This window comes from Caulobacter sp. CCUG 60055 (genome assembly GCF_022750545.1).
GTDB lineage: Bacteria > Pseudomonadota > Alphaproteobacteria > Caulobacterales > Caulobacteraceae > PUIC01.
In genome coordinates this window covers 38,679-55,280 of sequence record NZ_PUIC01000014.1, presented here as the reverse complement: position 1 = coordinate 55,280, position 16,602 = coordinate 38,679, and the positions used below count along the sequence as shown (strand labels likewise).

Below are 16,602 nucleotides of genomic sequence, written 5' to 3'. Positions count from 1 at the left end.
CCTGGGGCCGGGCGCTGGCGTCCGGCCGTCCTGGGCCCCGCCCCGGCGGGATGAACGGTCCAGGGGAACCATCCTGATGACCCAACCCAGACACTTCCTCGACATCTGGCGGCTGGACGCGCCGACCCTGCGCGCCATCCTCGACGACGCCAAGGCCCGCAAGGCCGCCCGCGCCGGCCGGGGCCAGGCCGAGGTCGACGCCGACGCGCCGGCCAAGGGCAAGACCCTGGCCATGATCTTCCAGAAGAACTCGACCCGCACCCGTTTCTCGTTCGACGCCGGCATCCGCCAGCTCGGCGGGGCGTCGATCATCGCCACCGCCTCGGACATGCAGCTCGGCCGCGGCGAGCCGATCGAGGATACGGCCCGGGTGCTGTCGCGCATGGTCGACGCGGTGATGATCCGCGCCAACCATCACGAGGACGTGGAGCGCTTCGCGCAGTATTCCAGCGTGCCGGTGATCAACGGCCTGACCGACAAGAGCCACCCCTGCCAGATCATGGCCGACCTGCAGACCTTCGAGGAGCATCGCGGGCTGGTGGCGGGGCGGACCATCGCCTGGGTGGGCGACGGCAACAACGTCTGCGCCAGCTTCATCCACGCCGCCACCCTGCTCGGCTTCAAGCTGAACATCGCCTGCCCGGCGGTCTACCATCCCGACCTGGTCGACCTGGCCCGCGCGGCCGAACAGGGCGCCAAGGTCGAGATGACCGACGATCCGCGCGCCGCGGTGGAGGGGGCCGACTGCGTGGTCACCGACACCTGGGTGTCGATGGGCGACGTCGACCACGACGAGCGCCTGGCGACGCTGGAGCCCTATCAGGTCGACGAGGCGCTGATGGCCCTGGCCGCCAAGGACGCGGTGTTCCTCCACTGCCTGCCCGCCCACCGCGGCGAGGAGGTCACCGACGCGGTGATGGACGGGCCGCAGTCGCTGGTCTGGGACGAGGCCGAGAACCGCATCCACGCCCAGAAGGCGATCATGGCCTGGTGCTTCGGCCGCCTGGGGTGAGCGCCGGCCGGACCCGGCGGCCTTGACGCCGCCGCCGGGGACGTCGAAGACGGCCTTGGCTGGGAGGTGACGACATGGACGGCATCCATCGATCGCCCAAGGACGACCACGGCGCGACCGTGCTGTCCCCGGCCCTGCTGAACGAAGAGCACGTCGCCGACATCGTCGAGCGGCTGAACGCGGTCTCGCTGCGCACCGCCGTCGACGTGCTGTCGCGCCTGCCGGACGAGCGCGCCGTCGAGGTGCTGGACCAGCCGGAGCTGGACGCCGCCGCCGAGCTGGTGGCGGCGCTGCCGGCCGACCGGGCGGCCCATCTCCTGGCCGGCATGTCGGCCGACCGCACGGCCGAGGTGTTCCGCGACCTGGAGGAGCCTGTCCGCTCGCAGCTGATGCAGCGGCTGGATCTGGTCACCAAGAGCGAGGTCCAGCAACTGCTGGCCTATCCGCCGCGCACGGCCGGCGCGCTGATGACCACCGAGTTCGTCAGCGTTCCCGCCGGCTGGACGGTGGCCCAGACCCTCGACCACATCCGCCATGTCGAACGCACGCGCGAGACGGTCTACGCCATCTACGTGCTCGACCCGGCCACCAGCGCCCTGGTGCAGACCGTCACCCTGCGGCGGCTGATCACCGGCGAGCCCGACGCCTCGATCCTGACCGCCGCGCCGCCGCGCAAGCCGGTGACGGTCTCGGGCCTGATGGACCAGGAAGAGGTCGCCCGCCTGTTCACCAAGTACGACCTGCTGGCCGTGCCGGTGGTCGACGCCGCCGACCGGGTGCTGGGCATCGTCACCGTCGACGACGTCATCGACGCCATCGTCGAGGAGGGCACCGAGGACGTCCAGAAGCTGGGCGGCATGGAGGCGCTGGACGAGCCCTACATGCAGATCGGCTTCCTGGACATGATCCGCAAACGGGCCGGCTGGCTGTGCGCGCTGTTCATCTCCGAGATGCTGACCGCCAGCGCCATGCAGCATTTCGCCGACGAGCTGGAGAAGGCCATCGTCCTGACCCTGTTCATCCCGCTGATCATGAGCTCGGGCGGCAATTCCGGATCGCAGGCGACCTCGCTGCTGATCCGCGCCATCGCCCTGCGCGAGGTTCGCTTGCGCGACTGGTGGCGGGTGGCGCTGCGCGAGCTGCCGACCGGGATCATGCTCGGCTCGATCCTCGGCGCGCTGGGCGTGGCCCGCATCGCCGCCTGGCAACTGATCGGCATCTACGACTACGGCCCGCACTGGATGCTGATCGCGGCGACGGTCGGGGTCGGGCTGATCGGCATCGTCACCTTCGGCTCGCTCAGCGGCTCGATGCTGCCCTTCCTGCTCAAGCGCCTGGGCTTCGACCCGGCCAGCGCCTCGGCGCCGTTCGTGGCCACGCTGGTCGACGTCACCGGCCTCGTCATCTATTTCAGCGTGGCCTTGATCTTCCTGCGCGGCACGCTGCTCTAGGGCGGCGTCTCGCATTGACGCGGCGGGGCGCCTATATTGCGGCCTCCCGCCCATTCCCTCGTCCGAGCGGGCCGGCCGACGCCGTCGACCGGCCGCCCATAGAGCATCATCGTGACCGACCTCGCCGCCCCGTCCGCCGACGATTTCGTCGCCGCCTTCCAGATCGAGAACCAGCCCGTCCGGGGCCGCGTCGTGCGGCTGGGCGCGGCCGTGGACGAGATCCTGACCCGCCACGACTATCCCGAGCCGGTGGCCAACCTGCTGGGCGAAGCCTGCGCCCTGGCCGCCCTGGTCGGCGCCAGCCTCAAGTTCGAGGGGCGTCTGATCGTCCAGGCCCAGGGCGACGGCCCGGTGGCCTTCGTGGTGGTCGACTACGACACCGAGGGCGCGCTGCGCGGCTACTGCCGCTACGACGCCGATCGGGTGGCCGAGGTCTCCAAGGGCTTCGCCCGGCCCGGCGCGCGCACCCTGCTGGGCGACGGCGTGTTCATCATGACCGTCGACCAGGGTCCGGACATGGACCGCTACCAGGGCGTCACCGCTATCGAGGGCGAGACCCTGGCCCTGTGCGCCGAGCAGTATTTCGCCCAGTCGGAACAGACGCCGACGCGGGTGCGCCTGGCCGTGGGCCAGGTGCAGACCGACGCCGCGCCGAGCTGGCGCGCGGGCGGGGTGATCTTGCAGAACATCGCCGGCGACGCCGCGCGGGGCGAGACCGAGGACGCCTGGGAGACCGCCCAGGCCCTGTTCCAGACCCTCGGCGAGGACGAGCTGATCGACCCGACCATCTCGGCGGAGACCCTGCTGTGGCGGCTGTTCCACGAGGACGGCGTCAGGGTGTTCGAGGCCAAGCCGCTGCGCGCCTTCTGCCGCTGCTCGCACGAGCGCATCGTCTCGGTGCTCAAGTCGTTCCCGGCCGAGGAGCGCGAGGGCATGGTCGAGGCCGACGGCCGCATCCGCGTCACCTGCGAGTACTGCTCGCGGGTCTACGACCTGTCGCCCGAAGCGGTGGACTGACGCCGCGCCGGCAAGAAAACGGCGGCCGCGTGTCGGGACGCGGCCGTGATGATCGTCCTGGGATCGACGCCGACGCATCGCCCAGGAGACCCCGCCATGACCGCCGCCGCTTCCACGCCCGCCCGCTCCGCCGCCCTCTGGACCGGACGGGTCCTCAGCGGCCTGTTCAGCCTGTTCATGCTGTTCGACGTGGTCATCAAGCTGATCCGCCTGCCGGTGGTGGACCAGACCATGGCGGTCCTGGGCTGGACCCGGGGCGAGGGGTTCTGGATCGGCGCCATGGAGCTGGTCTTCGTGGCGCTCTACCTGTTCCCGCGCACGGCCGTGCTGGGCGCGGTGCTGATGACCGGCGTCTTGGGCGGGGCCACCGCCGCCCACGTGCGGATCGACGATCCGCTGTTCAGCCACATCCTGTTCGGGGTCTATCTGGGCGCGTTCATGTGGGGCGGCCTGTGGCTGCGCGATCCGCGTCTGCGCGCCCTGGCGCCCTGGCGCGCGGCCTGACGACCTAGTTGAGGCGGCGCGGCGCGCCGGGCAGGTGCAGCGAGAACTCCGGGATCTCGGCCTCGAACAGGTCGCCCTCCTCGGTCAGCATCTGGTAGACGCCGCGCATGGTGCCCGACGAGGTCGGCAGGGGGCAGCCCGAGGTGTAGCGGAAGGCCTCGCGCGGCTTCAGCTCCGGCTGCTCGCCGACGACGCCGGCCCCAGACACCTCCTGCGCCCGGTTGAGGGCGTCGACGATGGTCCACCGCCGCGAGATCAGCTGGATGGTCTCGCAGCCGTGGTTCTCGATCTCGACCATGTAGGCCCACATGAAGCGGCCCTCGTCGGGCTCGGACTGGTCGGCCACGTAGTTGGCGACCACCCGCACGAGGACATCCCGCGTCTTGGCTTCGTAGACGGGGTTTTCCTTGCGGGTGCGACGAGGGATGCGTCTCATGCGCGTCTCCATCCTAGGCCGCGTCGAGGGCGCGGGCGATGTCGCGCGACAGGTCGCCCAGGCCCTCCAGCCCGACCGAGATGCGCACCGCGCCGGGGGTCAGCCCGATCTCGCGCTGCTGGTCCTCGGGCACCGAGCGGTGGGTGGTGGTCGGCGGATGGGTGGCCATGCTCTTGGCGTCGCCGAGGTTGTTGGAGATGTCGACGATCTCCAGGGCGTTGAGGAAGCGGAACGCCGCCTCGCGGCTGCCGAGGTCGAAGGCGATCAGGCTGCCGCCGCCGCTCATCTGTTTCCTGGCGACGTCGTGCTGCGGGTGGTCGGCGCGGAACGGATAGAAGGCGCGCGTCACCTTCTTGTGGTCGGCGATCAGGTCGGCCAGGGCGGCGGCGGTCTCGGTCTGGCGGCGCACCCGCAGGTCCAGCGTCTCCAGGCCCTTGAGCAGCACCCAGGCGTTGAACGGCGACAGGGCCGGGCCGGTGTGGCGGAACGGGTCGCGATAGCTGGCGTCGATCTCGGCCTGGGTCGACAGGATCGCCCCGCCCAGCACCCGGCCCTGGCCGTCGATGTGCTTGGTCGCCGAATAGACGACGACGTCGGCGCCCAGCTCCAGCGGCTTCTGGAAGATCGGCGTGGCGAAGACGTTGTCCACCACCACCTTGGCGCCGATCTCCTTGGCGATGGCGCTGACGGCGGCGATGTCGGTCATCTCCAGCAGCGGGTTGGCCGGGGTCTCGACCAGAAACACCTTGGTGTTCGGCCGCACGGCCGCCTTCCAGGCCGCCACGTCCGGTCCGGGAACCGTGGTCGCCTCGACGCCGAAGCGCGGCAGCCATTCGTTGAGCATCCAGCGGCTGGAGCCGAACAGGGCGCGGCCGGCGACGACGTGGTCGCCCGCCCGCAGCAGGCCCATCAGCGCCATGTGCACGGCGGCCATGCCCGACGACAGGCCCCGGCAGGCCTCGGCGCCTTCCAGCAGGGCCAGCCGGTCCTCGAACATCTTGACGGTGGGGTTGGCGTAGCGGGAATAGACGAAGCCCGGCTGGTCGCCGGCGAACCGCGCGTCGGCCCCCTCGGCCGAGTCGTAGACGAAGCTCTGGGTCAGGAACAGCGCCTCGGCCGTCTCCCCGTGCTCGCTGCGCATCAGCCCGCCGCGGATCAGGCGGGTGGCGGGCTCCCAGCGGGTCGGATCTTCGGACATCACGCAACTCCAGACGCGCCGCCGCGGCGAACCCATTTCACCCGCGACGCTTCACCGGCTTGGCGGGGAGGGCGCGCGACCGCGTCCCGTCCCGCAGCAGGGGCCGGCATCAAAAGGAGGCGCGGCCCGCGGGTCAAGCGCGTACACGCCCAATTTGAGCCCCCTTGTCAGAAAGCCGCGCCTTGGGCAGTGTTCGCGGCCCTTTCGCGAACCCGTAAGGGGTCTTTGTGGCCAGCCGCCGCCTTTCCTCCGCCATCGGCTCGTCGGCGCGCCCCATTCCCAGCGCGGCCTCCGTATGAGGCCGCCCCCATTGGACGCCGATTTGACGATGACTCCCGCTCGATCCGCCGACGCCGCTCCCGACGCCGCGCCCCTGGGCATCCTGCCCTGCCAGGCCATCGAAGGGCTGATCGCGCAGGGCGCCGTGACCGCGTCGACGCCGTTCGACGTCGACCAGGTGCAGCCGGCCAGCCTCGACCTGCGGCTGGGCGCGCGGGTGTGGCGGGTGCGCGCCTCGTTCCTGCCGGGCCTCGGCCGCACGGTGCGCGAGCGCATCGCCGACGTGGCCATGCACGAGATCGACCTTGCCAAGGGCGGGGCGGTGCTGGAGCGCGGCTGCGTCTACATCGCCGAACTGCAGGAGCGGCTGAAGCTGCCCCGGGGCGTCAGCGGCCGCGCCAATCCGAAAAGCTCGACCGGCCGGGTCGACGTGTTCGTGCGCTGCCTGACCGACCGCAGCGCCGCCTTCGACGACGTGGCCGAGGGCTATGACGGCCCGCTCTACATGGAGATCGCGCCGCAGACCTTCTCGGTGCTGGTGCGGCCCGGCACCCGCCTCAACCAGATGCGGTTCAAGAGCGGCGCCTCGCCGGTCCTGGGCGTGCGCAGCGTCGGCGTCGACCTGACCGGCGACGTCGCCGGCTTCCGCGCCCGCCGCCATGCGCCGGTGGTCGATCTCGACCACATCGAGGGCCATGACCCGCGCGACTTCTGGCAGCCGCTGGAGCCGCGCCGCGGCGAGCTGCTGCTCGATCCGGGCGAGTTCTACATCCTGGCCTCCAAGGAGGACGTCGAGATCCCGGTGATGCAGGCGGCCGAGATGACCCCGATCGACCCGTCGGTGGGCGAGTTCCGCGTCCACTACGCCGGCTTCTTCGATCCGGGCTTCGGCACCGAGGAGGCGCACGGCGGCGGCTCGAAGGGCGTGCTCGAGGTGCGCAGCCACGAAACCCCGTTCCTGCTCGAGGACGGCCAGACCGTCGCGCGCCTGGTCTATGAACCGCTGACCGCCCGGCCGGTGCGCCTCTACGGCCAAAACGGCTCGCACTATCAGCGCCAGGGCCTGAAGCTGTCCAAGCACTTCCAGCCCTGGTGACGTTTCGGTCGTCCCCCATCGCGATGGGGGAGGGCTTGGCCTGCGCCCTTGCATCCGGCGTCCCGAACCGCGATATAGGCCTCGGAGATCGGTGATGGGCGGAGTCCTCGCCAATCTGGTCAGGGCCGGAAGGCAGCAGCCACAACGAGTTTCGCTCCGGGTCGTCGCCGGTCTCCACCTTCTCCCCATTTCGTAGCCCCGTTTGCGGCCCCCCCTTTTCGGGCGAGGGCCCCGTGAAAGCGGGCGAGCAGGCTTTTTTCGAGTCGCGCCCCGCTCTACGATAAGAGACCTTGGAGCTCCGCCCGCGCGGGGAGCGAGCGGCGGATTTGAACACCGGCATGATGGACACCGACCCTCCGTTCGACACCGATCCTCCGTTCGACGTCGATCCGCAGGATGTGGTCGAACGCGACGAGAACACGTCCGACATGTTCGGCGGCGCGCCGCCGGCGCCGTCAGCCCCGTCCCTGCCCGAAACCGCTCCCGCCGCCGACGGCGCCGCCTATCAGGTGCTGGCGCGCAAGTACCGCCCGCGCACCTTCGAGGACCTGATCGGCCAGGAGGCCATGGTCCGCACGCTGAAGAACGCCTTCGCCACGGGGCGGATCGCCCACGCCTTCATGCTCACGGGCGTGCGGGGGGTCGGCAAGACCACCACCGCCCGCCTGCTGGCCCGCGCGCTGAACTACGAGAGCGACACGGTCCACGGCCCCACGGTCGACCTGTCGTCCGAGGGCCGGCACTGCCGCGCCATCATCGAAGGCCGGCACATGGACGTGCTGGAGATGGACGCCGCCTCGCGCACCAAGGTCGACGAGATGCGCGAGCTCTTGGACAGCGTGCGCTACGCCCCGGTCGAGGCGCGCTACAAGGTCTATGTCATCGACGAAGTGCACATGCTGTCGACGGCGGCGTTCAACGCCCTGCTGAAGACGCTGGAAGAGCCGCCGCCGCACGCCAAGTTCATCTTCGCCACCACCGAGATCCGCAAGGTGCCGGTGACCATCCTGTCGCGCTGCCAGCGCTTCGACCTGCGCCGGGTCGAGCCGGACGTGCTGATGGGGCACCTGGAGCGCATCTGCAAGGTCGAGCACGCCCTGGTCGAGACCGACGGCCTGGCCCTGATCGCCCGCGCCGCCGAAGGTTCCGTGCGCGACAGCCTGTCCCTGCTCGACCAGGCCATCGTCCAGGCCGAGCGCGGCCAGGCGGTGACGCAAGGCGTGGTGCGCGACATGCTCGGCCTGGCCGACCGCGCCCAGACCATCGCCCTGTTCGAGCAGACCATGCGCGGCGAGACGCCGGCGGCGCTGGAGACCTTCCGCGCCCTCTACGGCTTCGGCGCCGACCCGGTGCAGGTGATGCTCGACCTGCTTGACCATTGCCACGGCGCTTCGGTGGCCAAGGCCCTGGGGCCCGACGCCCTGACCCTGCCCAAGGACCAGTCGGCCAGGCTGGCCGCCCTGGGCGCGGCGGTGTCGGCCGGCACGCTGGCGCGGGTCTGGCAGATGCTGCTCAAGGCCCATGACGAGACCCGCCGCGCGCCCGACCCGATGGCGGCGGTGGAGATGGCCATCATCCGCCTGTGCTACGCCGCCGACCTGCCGGGGCCGGAGGAGGCGCTGAAGAAGTTGCAATCGGGCGAGCCGGTCGGCGCAGGCCCAGGCGGCGGATCGGGCGGCGCGTCCGCGCCGGGCGGCGGGGGAGGCGGCGGCGTCAGCGCCGCGGCCCGCGTGCTTGCGCCCCAGGCCGCGGCGGCGGCTCCGCAACCGACCTTGCAGACCTTCGACGACGTCATGCGCCTCATCGCCGAGCGGCGCGACATCGGCCTGCGGCTCGACGTCGAGCGGTTCGTGCGGCCGATCAGCGTCCGCCCCGGCCTCATCGAATACGAGCCGGCCCCCGGCGCGCCGGTCAACCTCGCCCAGCGCCTGGTGGCGCGGCTGAAGGAATGGACCGGGCAGCAATGGCTAGTGGCGGCCCAGGGCGGCGGCGGCGCCGAAAGCGCCTGGGAGCGCGAGAAGCGCGAGAAGCAGGAGACCCGCCGTCAGATCGAGGCCGATCCCTTCGTGCAGGCGGTGATGCAGGCTTTCCCCGGCGCCGAGATCGTCGGCGTGCGCACCCTGGTCGCCCCGGTCGCGCCCGCGGCCGGCGAAGGCGTCGCGGATGCTGGTGAAGACGATGACGACTAAGTCCTCCCCCATTGCAATGGGGGAGGGGGACCGCGAAGCGGTGGAGGGGGCGTCCGCCAGCTCCGAGCCCAGTCCCTCCCCCTCCACCACGCTGCGCGTGGTCCCCCTTCCCCGCATTGCGGGAGAGGACCAGATAAGACGGAGTCCGACATGAAAGACCTCGACGCCCTGATGAAACAGGCCCAGGCCATGCAGCAGAAGCTGCAGGACGCCCAGGCGCGGCTGGCCGAGACCGCCGTGGAGGGCAGCTCGGGCGGCGGCATGGTCAAGCTGACCCTGCAAGGCTCGGGCGAGCTCAAGGGCGTGGTCGTCGACGAGGAGCTGCTCAAGCCCGGCGAGGGCGAGGTGCTGGCCGACCTGATCGTCGCCGCCCACGCCGACGCCAAGAAGAAGCTCGACGCCGCCCAGGCCGAGGCGATGAAGCAGGTCGCCGGCCCGCTGGCCGGCATGCCCGGCTTCCCCAAGTTCTAGCCACGCCTTGCCCGCCTCCGCCGGACCCGAGATCGAGCGCCTGATCGCGCTGCTGGCCAAGCTGCCGGGCATGGGCCCGCGCTCGGGGCGTCGCGCGGCTCTGGCCCTGCTGAAGCGGCGGGACCAGCTGCTCTTGCCGCTGGCCCAGGCCATGGGCGAGGCGGCCGAGCGGGTGAGGGCGTGCCGGGTCTGCGGCGCGCTCGACACCACCGACCCTTGCGCGGTCTGTTCCGACCGCTCGCGCGACGGCGGCCTGATCTGCGTGGTCGAGGAGGTCGGCGCCTTGTGGGCCATGGAGCGGGGCGGGGCCTTCCGGGGGCGCTACCACGTGCTGGGCGGGCTGCTGTCGGCCCTGGACGGGCGCGGGCCCGACGCCCTGCGCATCGGCGAGCTGATCCACCGCGCCGAGGACAAGGCCGCCGCCGAGCCGGTGCGCGAGGTGATCCTGGCCCTGCCGGCCACGGTCGACGGCCAGACCACCGCCCACTACATCGCCGAACGCCTCGCCGCCTCGGGCGTCGCCGTGACCATGCTGGCGCGGGGCGTGCCGGTCGGGGGCGAACTCGACTGGCTCGACGACGGCACCATCGCCCAGGCGCTGCGCGCCCGCCGCCCGGCCTGAGGCAAGCCCTGGCTCGACCATAACTTTTCGCCGAAGCCGACTCCTGGTACGGAACGGAGCATGAACGGTTCCGATCCTTTCCTGCTCGTCGCCCTGGTCTGCGGCCTGGCCGCCGCCGCCATGCTGGCCTGGGCGCTGATGGAGCGCCGCAGAGCCGACGCCGCCGACGCCCGGCTGTGGGAGCTGAACGACCGTCTGGTCGAGGCCGAGGCCCGGGCCCGCCACGCCGAGGGCGAGAACGCCGCCAATGGCGAGCGCCTGCGCGCCCACGCCGTCGAGCAGGCCCAGGCCGTCGCCGACCAGCTGGTCAAGCGGGCCACCGAAAGCTTCCAGGCCCAGGACCGCCTCAACCAGGCCAAGCTGGAGGCCCAGCTCAAGCCGGTGGCCGAGACCCTCGAGAAGTTCGCCGCCCAGGTCAGTCTGGTCGAGCAGCAGCGGGCGGCGGAGCAGGGCGGGCTCAAGGCCCAGATCGAGGCCCTGATGCAGGCCTCCATCGCCACCCAGGACGAGGCCAAGAAGCTGTCGGCGGCCTTGCGCCGCGCGCCGGGCGTGCAGGGGCGCTGGGGCGAGCAGATGCTGCGCAACGTGCTCGAGATGGCCGGGCTGCGCGCCGGGGTCGATTTCGAGGAACAGGTCCACGCCGCGGGCGAGGACGGCGCCCGCCGGCCCGACGTGGTGGTGCGCCTGCCCGGCGGCGGGATGTTCGTCGTCGATTCCAAGGTGTCGCTGAACGACTATCTCGCCTCGCTGGAGGCGACCGACGACCTGGCCCGCGAAGCGGCGGTCAAGGCCCATGTCGAGGCCATGCGCCGCCACGTCCAGCAATTGTCGTCCAGGGCCTATTGGGCGCAGTTCGACAAGCCGCCGGTCAGCCGCTCGCCCGACATCGTGGTGATGTTCGTGCCGCTGGAGAGCGCCTTCGCCAGCGTGGTCGAGCGCCATCCCACGCTGGTCGCCGAGGCCTGGGAGCGGCGGGTGGCCATCGTCACGCCGACGGCGATGTTCCCGCTGCTGCGCGCCGTCGCCTATGGCTGGCGGGCCGAGGACCAGGCCGCCAACGCCCGCGAGATCGTCGAGGCCGGCCGTGAACTGCACAAGCGGGTCGGGGTCATCGCCCGCTACGCCTTCGAGCTGGGCGGGGCGCTCGACAGGGCGGTCGAGCGCTACAACGACTTCGCCGGTTCGCTGGAGCGCAACGTCCTGACCCAGGCCCGCCGTTTCGAGGCCCTGTCCGCCGCCCAGGCCGACAAGCCGATCGCCGAGGCCCCCGTGCTCGACGCCCACACCCGGCCGCTGGTCAAACTGGCGGCCGAGCCGCGCGCCGACGAGAAACCCACCTTGACGGTCGGGATTGGCTAAACTACCTGCGCATCATGGCCATTCGTGAAATCCTCACCGTCGCGGACCATGCCGCGATCCTCAAGCAAGTCTCCGAACCGGTGGCGCGCGTCGACGACGACCTGCGCGCCCTGATGGACGACATGTTGGAGACCATGTACGACGCCCCCGGCATCGGCCTGGCGGCGATCCAGGTCGGCGTGGCCAAGCGCGTGATCGTCATGGACCTTGCCCGCGAGGGCGAGGACAAGCAGCCGCGCTACTTCGTCAATCCCGAGATCCTCTGGCGTTCCGAAGACACCCTTCCCTATGAGGAGGGCTGCCTGTCGATCCCCGAGATCTACGACGAGGTCGACCGTCCGGCCCGCGTCCGCGTCCGCTACCTGAACTATCAGGGCGAACAGGTCGAGGAAGAGGCCGAGGGCCTCTTCGCCGTGTGCATCCAGCACGAGATGGACCATCTCGAAGGCGTGCTGTTCATCGACTACCTGTCGCGCCTGAAGCGCGACCGCGCCGTCCAGAAGGTCAAGAAGCTGGTGCGCAGCGCCGCCTGACGGCCGCCGGCCCCGGCCGGCTAGTTCTTTTCGGTCTTCTCCTTCAGGTCGCGCGCGCTCTGACGCGCGTCGGCGGCGGCGTCCTTGGCCGCGTCGCCGATCTGGCGGCCGGCTTCGCGCGCGCCGGCCTTGGCCTTGGCCGCGCCTTCCTGGACCGCATCCTTGGCGTCCTGGGCGGCGGCCTGGGTCTGGTCCTTGGCGCCGGACAGGGCGTCGCTGTTCTTGGCGTTGTCGACCGTGTTCTTCGCCGCCTCGCCGAGGTCCTGGCCGGCGGCCTTGACGTCCTGGGCCACCTGCTTCTGGTCGGACTTGCTGCAGGCGGCCGTCGACAGGCCGGCGGCGACGAGGGCGAGGACGATGGTCTTGCGCATGGGGTTCTCCGTTTCGCCCGACGGAACACGGAGACGGGCCGGCTGGTTCCACGCGCTTCCCCCCGACCGCGCGGACGGCTAAACCGCCGCCATGCGCATCGCCTTTCTTGGAACGCCCGATTTCGCCGTCCAATCCCTGGCCGAACTGGTCGCCGCCGGGCACGAGGTCGCCTGCGTCTATTCGCAGCCGCCGGCCCCGCGCGGTCGCGGCCAGGAACTGAAGCCCTCGCCGGTGCACGCCTTCGCCGAGGGGCTGGGCCTTTCGGTGCGCACGCCGGCCTCGATGAAGGACCCGGCCGAGATCGAGGCCTTCCGCGCCCTCGACCTCGACGCCGCCGTGGTGGTCGCCTTCGGCCAGATCCTGGTCAAGGACGTGCTCGACGCGCCGCGTCTGGGCTGCTTCAACCTGCATGCCTCGCTGCTGCCGCGCTGGCGCGGCGCCGCGCCGATCCAGCGGGCGGTGATGGCCGGCGATCCCGTCACCGGCGTCCAGGTCATGCGCATGAGCGAGGGCCTCGACGAGGGGGCGATCATCCTGTCCGAGACCGTGCGCATTGACGCTCTGGAGACCGCCGGCAGCCTGCACGACCGCCTCGCCGCCGTCGGCGCCCACCTCTTGCCGCGCGCCCTGGCCGCCATCGAACGCGGCGGCGCGCGCGAGACGCCCCAGGCGGACGAGGGCGTCACCTACGCCAAGAAGATCAAGCCGGCCGAGGCGCGCATCGACTGGAGCCGGCCGGCGGTCGAGGTCGACCGCCAGATCCGCGGCCTGTCGCCGTTCCCCGGCGCCTGGTTCGAGGCGCCGGCCCGGGAAGAGGGCAAGGGCCCAGTGCGGGTCAAGGCGCTGCTGTCGCGGGTCGAGGACGGCGAGGGCGCGCCGGGCGAGGCGCTGGGCGACGACCTGCTGATCGCCACCGGCGAGGGCGCGGTGCGCCTGCTGCGGGCCCAGCGCGAGGGGCGCGGCGCCCAGGACGCCGAGGCCTTCCTGCGCGGCTTTCCGGTTCCGGCGGGGACGCGGTTCGGCTGATGCCCCGCTACCGCCTGATCATCGAATATGACGGCCGGCCCTTTCGCGGGTTCCAGGCCCAGGACGGCCTGCCCTCGGTGCAGGGCTCGATCGAGCGCGCCGTGCTGGCTTTCAGCGGCGAGACCTTGCGCCTGCAGGCCGCCGGCCGCACCGACACCGGCGTCCACGCCTCGGGTCAGGTGGTGCATGTCGACCTGGAGAAGGACTGGCGGCCCGAGGTGGTGCGCGACGCCCTCAACGCCCACCTCGTTCCCGAACCGATCGCCGTGATCGACGCGGCGGTGGCCGAGGATGGCTGGCACGCCCGCTTCTCGGCCAAGGAGCGGCGCTACATCTACCGCATCCTCAACCGCCGCGCGCCGCCGGCGCTGGACCGCGGCCGGGTCTGGCACGTCAAGAAGCCGCTCGACGAGCACGCCATGCACGTCGCCGCCCAGGTCCTGGTCGGCCATCACGACTTCACCACCTTCCGCGACATGCAGTGCCAGGCCAAGTCGCCGATGAAGACCCTCGACGTCGCCCGGGTCTGGCGCGAGGACGAGGAGGTGCGGCTGGAGTTCGCCTCGCGCTCGTTCCTGCACCGGCAGGTCCGTTCGATGACCGGCACCCTGGCCGAGGTCGGCGTCGGCCGCTGGACGGCGGCCGACTTCAAGGCGGCGCTGGAGGCCCGCGACCGCCGCGCCTGCGGGCCGGTGGCCCCCGCCGACGGCCTGTGCCTGGTGGGCGTCGGCTACTAGCAGGCCAAGGGTCAGGCCGCTTTCGGGAACGGCGTCACCACCTGCTGGGCGGCGGCCTTGGCGATCAGTTCGCCGTCCTCGCGGCGGAACTCGGCCTCGACATGGATGATGGTGCGCGAGCGCGCCGTCACTCGCGCCTCGATCAGCAGCGGATGGGCGCCGGCCAGCTTGAAGAACTGCACCTGCAGATTGATGGTGCGCAGGGCGCTGGCGTCGTCGAGCACGCTGATGGCGGCCAGGCTCAGGGCCTGGTCGGCCAGGGCGGCCGTGTAGCCGCCGAACATCGAGCCGTCGCCGTTCAGCACCTGCGGCGAGGGCTCCCACCGCTTGCGGACCCAGCCCGGGCCCCAGTCGTCGATCAGGCCCAACTTCAGGGTCTCGACGACGGGCGGCGGGGTCGCGGTTCCCGCCTTCAGGGCTTCGAGCCGCTCGGTCGCCCAGGTCATGTCGCGCTTCCTCCTTGGTGGCGCGCTAATTCTGAGTAAAGCTCGGGTTTTGGATACTCGCATTTCGACGAAGGGCGCGGGCGCTTGGCGAAACCGGCTGGGATCAAGGCGCGTAAGCCGGTGCAGGAGCGGTCGCGTCGCACGGTCGACGCCATCCTGGAGGCGGCTGTTCAGATTCTGGAGCAGGACGGCGAGGCCGGTTTCACCACCAACCATGTGGCCCGGCGGGCCGGGGTCAGCATCGGCACGCTCTACCAGTACTTCGACGGCAAGGACGCCATCCTGCTGGCGCTTTCGGAGCGGGCCAACATCGACATTCGGCGCGGCGGCGAGCAGGCGGCCTCGGCGCCGCACGGCGCCGATCCCTATCGCCTGGCGGTCCGGCCGCTTCTGGCCGCGTTCGCCGGCCGGCGGACGGCCCGGCGGGCGGTGCTCAAGGCGGTCTTGGCGCGTCGCGACGCCGTCGACCTGGGCCGGGAGCTGGACGCCGCGTCGGCCGTGGCCTTCGGCGCCGGCGGCGAGGTCGACGCCCTGCACCGCTTCATCCTCAGCCGCGCCCTGATGGGCGTGGTGCGCGCCGCCGTGCTGGAGGGCTCGCCCTTTCTCGACGATCCGGGCCTGGAGGACGGTCTGGTGCGGCTGCTGCGCGCCTACCGCTCGGCGCTGGCGGCCGAGGCCCCGGCGAAGTAGCGGGCGATCAGGCGCTCATAGATCGCGGTCAGCTCCTCGACCTGGGCGACCGGCGTGCATTCGTCGACCGCATGCATGGTGGCGCCGACCAGACCCAGTTCGACCACCGGGCACAGGGCGCGGATGAAGCGGGCGTCGGAGATGCCGCCGGTGGTGGAAAGCTCCGGCGCCTTGCCGGTCACGTCCTGCACCGCGCCTGCGCAGACGTCGACGAACGGGCCGGGCTCGGTGATGAAGGCGTTCCCGGTGAGGCGCGGATCGAGGGTCACCTTGCCGGCGAACTGGGCCTCGGCCTGGCGGCATTCGTCGCTCAGCCAGGCGACCAGGGCCTCGCCGTCGTGGGCCGGGTTGAAGCGGATGTTCAGCCGCGCCGTCGCCCGGGCCGGAATGACATTGGTGGCCGGATTGCCGACGTCGATGGTGGTGACTTCCAGGTTGGAGGCGGGAAAGCGGGGATAGCCCTCGTCGAGGATGCGCGCCTGCAGCCGCGCCAGCAGGCGCACCAGCACCGGGATCGGATTGGCCGCTTGGTGCGGATAGGCGACGTGGCCCTGGACGCCCTCGACGGTGATCCAGGCGTTGAGGCTGCCGCGCCGGCCGATCTTCAGCTGGTCGCCGATGCGCGCGGCCGAGGTCGGCTCGCCCAGCACGCAGTGGTCGATGGTCTCGCCCTCGGCCTGGAGGGTCTCGACCACGCGGCGGGTGCCGTCGTGGGCGGCGCCTTCCTCGTCGCCGGTGATCAGCAAGGACAGCGAGCCGGCCGGCTCGCCCTTGGCCAGGGCGCGGGCCGCAGCGGCGACGAAGGCGGCGATGGCGCCCTTCATGTCGACCGCGCCGCGGCCGTAGAGCACGCCGTCGCGTATGGCCGCCGCGAACGGCTTCTCGCGCCAGGCGGCTTCGTCGCCGACCGGCACCACGTCGGTGTGGCCGGCGAAGCAGAGGTTGGGTCCGGCCGCGCCGCGCCGGGCGTAGAGGTTCTCGATTCCCTCGAAGGTCATCCGCCGGCAGGCGAAGCCCAGGTCGGCGAGGGCGGCCTGCAGCACGTCCATGGCCCCGTGGTCGGCGGGGGTGACGGACGGGCGGCGGATCAGGGCCTGGGCCAGGGCCAGGGGATCGGTGCGGTCTGCGGCGGTCATCGGCGCACCTCTAGCATGTCCGCCCGAC

General features: G+C 71.6%; 18 protein-coding genes and 1 other RNA gene. 14 read left to right on the top strand and 5 right to left on the bottom strand.

The annotated features are described in order from the left end of the window. Window positions 1-76 precede the first annotated feature (76 nt). From argF to C5708_RS16730, 4 genes are all read left to right on the top strand, one after another. The gene (argF, locus tag C5708_RS16745) at window positions 77-1,012 is read left to right on the top strand and encodes an ornithine carbamoyltransferase (RefSeq protein WP_242922868.1); all 936 of its coding nucleotides are present in this window, start codon (window positions 77-79) and stop codon (window positions 1,010-1,012) included. Between the two features lie 74 nt (window positions 1,013-1,086). Beyond that, entirely contained in the window at window positions 1,087-2,463 is a 1,377-nt protein-coding gene (gene mgtE, locus C5708_RS16740; RefSeq protein WP_242922866.1) for a magnesium transporter, read from the top strand. A gap of 111 nt (window positions 2,464-2,574) precedes the next feature. After that, complete coding sequence (locus tag C5708_RS16735; RefSeq protein ID WP_242922864.1) at window positions 2,575-3,480, top strand: Hsp33 family molecular chaperone; 906 nt, start codon at window positions 2,575-2,577, stop codon at window positions 3,478-3,480. 96 nt (window positions 3,481-3,576) lie between these two features. Continuing rightward, complete coding sequence (locus tag C5708_RS16730; RefSeq protein WP_242922862.1) at window positions 3,577-3,984, top strand: DoxX family protein; 408 nt, start codon at window positions 3,577-3,579, stop codon at window positions 3,982-3,984. 4 nt (window positions 3,985-3,988) lie between these two features. Here C5708_RS16730 and apaG read toward each other — a convergent pair whose 3' ends face one another. Further along, complete coding sequence (gene apaG / locus C5708_RS16725; protein ID WP_242922860.1) at window positions 3,989-4,420, bottom strand: Co2+/Mg2+ efflux protein ApaG; 432 nt, start codon at window positions 4,418-4,420, stop codon at window positions 3,989-3,991. Between the two features lie 13 nt (window positions 4,421-4,433). Continuing rightward, window positions 4,434-5,618 carry an O-succinylhomoserine sulfhydrylase gene (metZ, locus tag C5708_RS16720; protein WP_242922859.1) on the bottom strand — a complete coding sequence of 395 codons (1,185 nt, stop codon included), beginning with the start codon at window positions 5,616-5,618 and terminating at the stop codon, window positions 4,434-4,436. A gap of 328 nt (window positions 5,619-5,946) precedes the next feature. On the opposite strand from metZ, the gene C5708_RS16715 reads away from it, so the two are divergent. The 7 genes from C5708_RS16715 (at window position 5,947) to def (ending at window position 12,167) form a co-directional block, all read left to right on the top strand. Further along, window positions 5,947-6,993 carry a 2'-deoxycytidine 5'-triphosphate deaminase gene (locus C5708_RS16715; protein WP_242922858.1) on the top strand — a complete coding sequence of 349 codons (1,047 nt, stop codon included), beginning with the start codon at window positions 5,947-5,949 and terminating at the stop codon, window positions 6,991-6,993. An 83-nt stretch (window positions 6,994-7,076) separates the two neighbouring features. After that, window positions 7,077-7,172: signal recognition particle sRNA small type (ffs, locus tag C5708_RS16710), an RNA gene on the top strand. 159 nt (window positions 7,173-7,331) lie between these two features. Continuing rightward, window positions 7,332-9,182: a DNA polymerase III subunit gamma/tau gene (locus tag C5708_RS16705; RefSeq protein ID WP_242922857.1), complete on the top strand. Its 1,851-nt coding sequence runs from the start codon at window positions 7,332-7,334 to the stop codon at window positions 9,180-9,182. Between the two features lie 150 nt (window positions 9,183-9,332). After that, the gene (locus C5708_RS16700; protein WP_242922856.1) at window positions 9,333-9,653 is read left to right on the top strand and encodes a YbaB/EbfC family nucleoid-associated protein; all 321 of its coding nucleotides are present in this window, start codon (window positions 9,333-9,335) and stop codon (window positions 9,651-9,653) included. A gap of 7 nt (window positions 9,654-9,660) precedes the next feature. After that, the gene (gene recR, locus C5708_RS16695; protein WP_242922855.1) at window positions 9,661-10,275 is read left to right on the top strand and encodes a recombination mediator RecR; all 615 of its coding nucleotides are present in this window, start codon (window positions 9,661-9,663) and stop codon (window positions 10,273-10,275) included. 60 nt (window positions 10,276-10,335) lie between these two features. Continuing rightward, window positions 10,336-11,634, top strand: coding sequence for a DNA recombination protein RmuC (locus C5708_RS16690; RefSeq protein ID WP_242922854.1), 1,299 nt, complete (start codon window positions 10,336-10,338; stop codon window positions 11,632-11,634). Between the two features lie 14 nt (window positions 11,635-11,648). Then, window positions 11,649-12,167: a peptide deformylase gene (gene def, locus C5708_RS16685; protein ID WP_242922853.1), complete on the top strand. Its 519-nt coding sequence runs from the start codon at window positions 11,649-11,651 to the stop codon at window positions 12,165-12,167. A gap of 20 nt (window positions 12,168-12,187) precedes the next feature. On the opposite strand, the gene C5708_RS16680 is transcribed toward def, so the two are convergent. Beyond that, on the bottom strand, window positions 12,188-12,538 hold the full coding sequence (locus tag C5708_RS16680; RefSeq protein WP_242922851.1) for a hypothetical protein: 351 nt from the start codon (window positions 12,536-12,538) through the stop codon (window positions 12,188-12,190). Window positions 12,539-12,629: 91 nt separating this feature from the next. Between C5708_RS16680 and fmt the strand changes: the two genes are divergently transcribed. Both fmt and truA read left to right on the top strand, forming a co-directional pair. Further along, a complete protein-coding gene (fmt, locus tag C5708_RS16675; protein WP_242922849.1) occupies window positions 12,630-13,565 on the top strand; it encodes a methionyl-tRNA formyltransferase in 936 nt (311 codons plus the stop codon). After that, window positions 13,565-14,302, top strand: coding sequence for a tRNA pseudouridine(38-40) synthase TruA (truA, locus tag C5708_RS16670; RefSeq protein WP_242922847.1), 738 nt, complete (start codon window positions 13,565-13,567; stop codon window positions 14,300-14,302). Before fmt ends, truA begins: the two co-directional genes overlap by 1 nt. A gap of 11 nt (window positions 14,303-14,313) precedes the next feature. On the opposite strand, the gene C5708_RS16665 is transcribed toward truA, so the two are convergent. Then, the gene (locus C5708_RS16665) at window positions 14,314-14,748 is read right to left on the bottom strand and encodes a PaaI family thioesterase (RefSeq protein WP_242922846.1); all 435 of its coding nucleotides are present in this window, start codon (window positions 14,746-14,748) and stop codon (window positions 14,314-14,316) included. Window positions 14,749-14,832: 84 nt separating this feature from the next. Here C5708_RS16665 and C5708_RS16660 point away from each other — a divergent pair, with 84 nt between their 5' ends. Further along, window positions 14,833-15,438, top strand: coding sequence for a TetR/AcrR family transcriptional regulator (locus C5708_RS16660; RefSeq protein ID WP_242922844.1), 606 nt, complete (start codon window positions 14,833-14,835; stop codon window positions 15,436-15,438). On the opposite strand, the gene dapE is transcribed toward C5708_RS16660, so the two are convergent. Then, on the bottom strand, window positions 15,399-16,574 hold the full coding sequence (gene dapE, locus C5708_RS16655; protein ID WP_242922842.1) for a succinyl-diaminopimelate desuccinylase: 1,176 nt from the start codon (window positions 16,572-16,574) through the stop codon (window positions 15,399-15,401). The two genes, C5708_RS16660 and dapE, sit on opposite strands and share 40 nt — an antisense overlap. Window positions 16,575-16,602 lie beyond the last annotated feature (28 nt).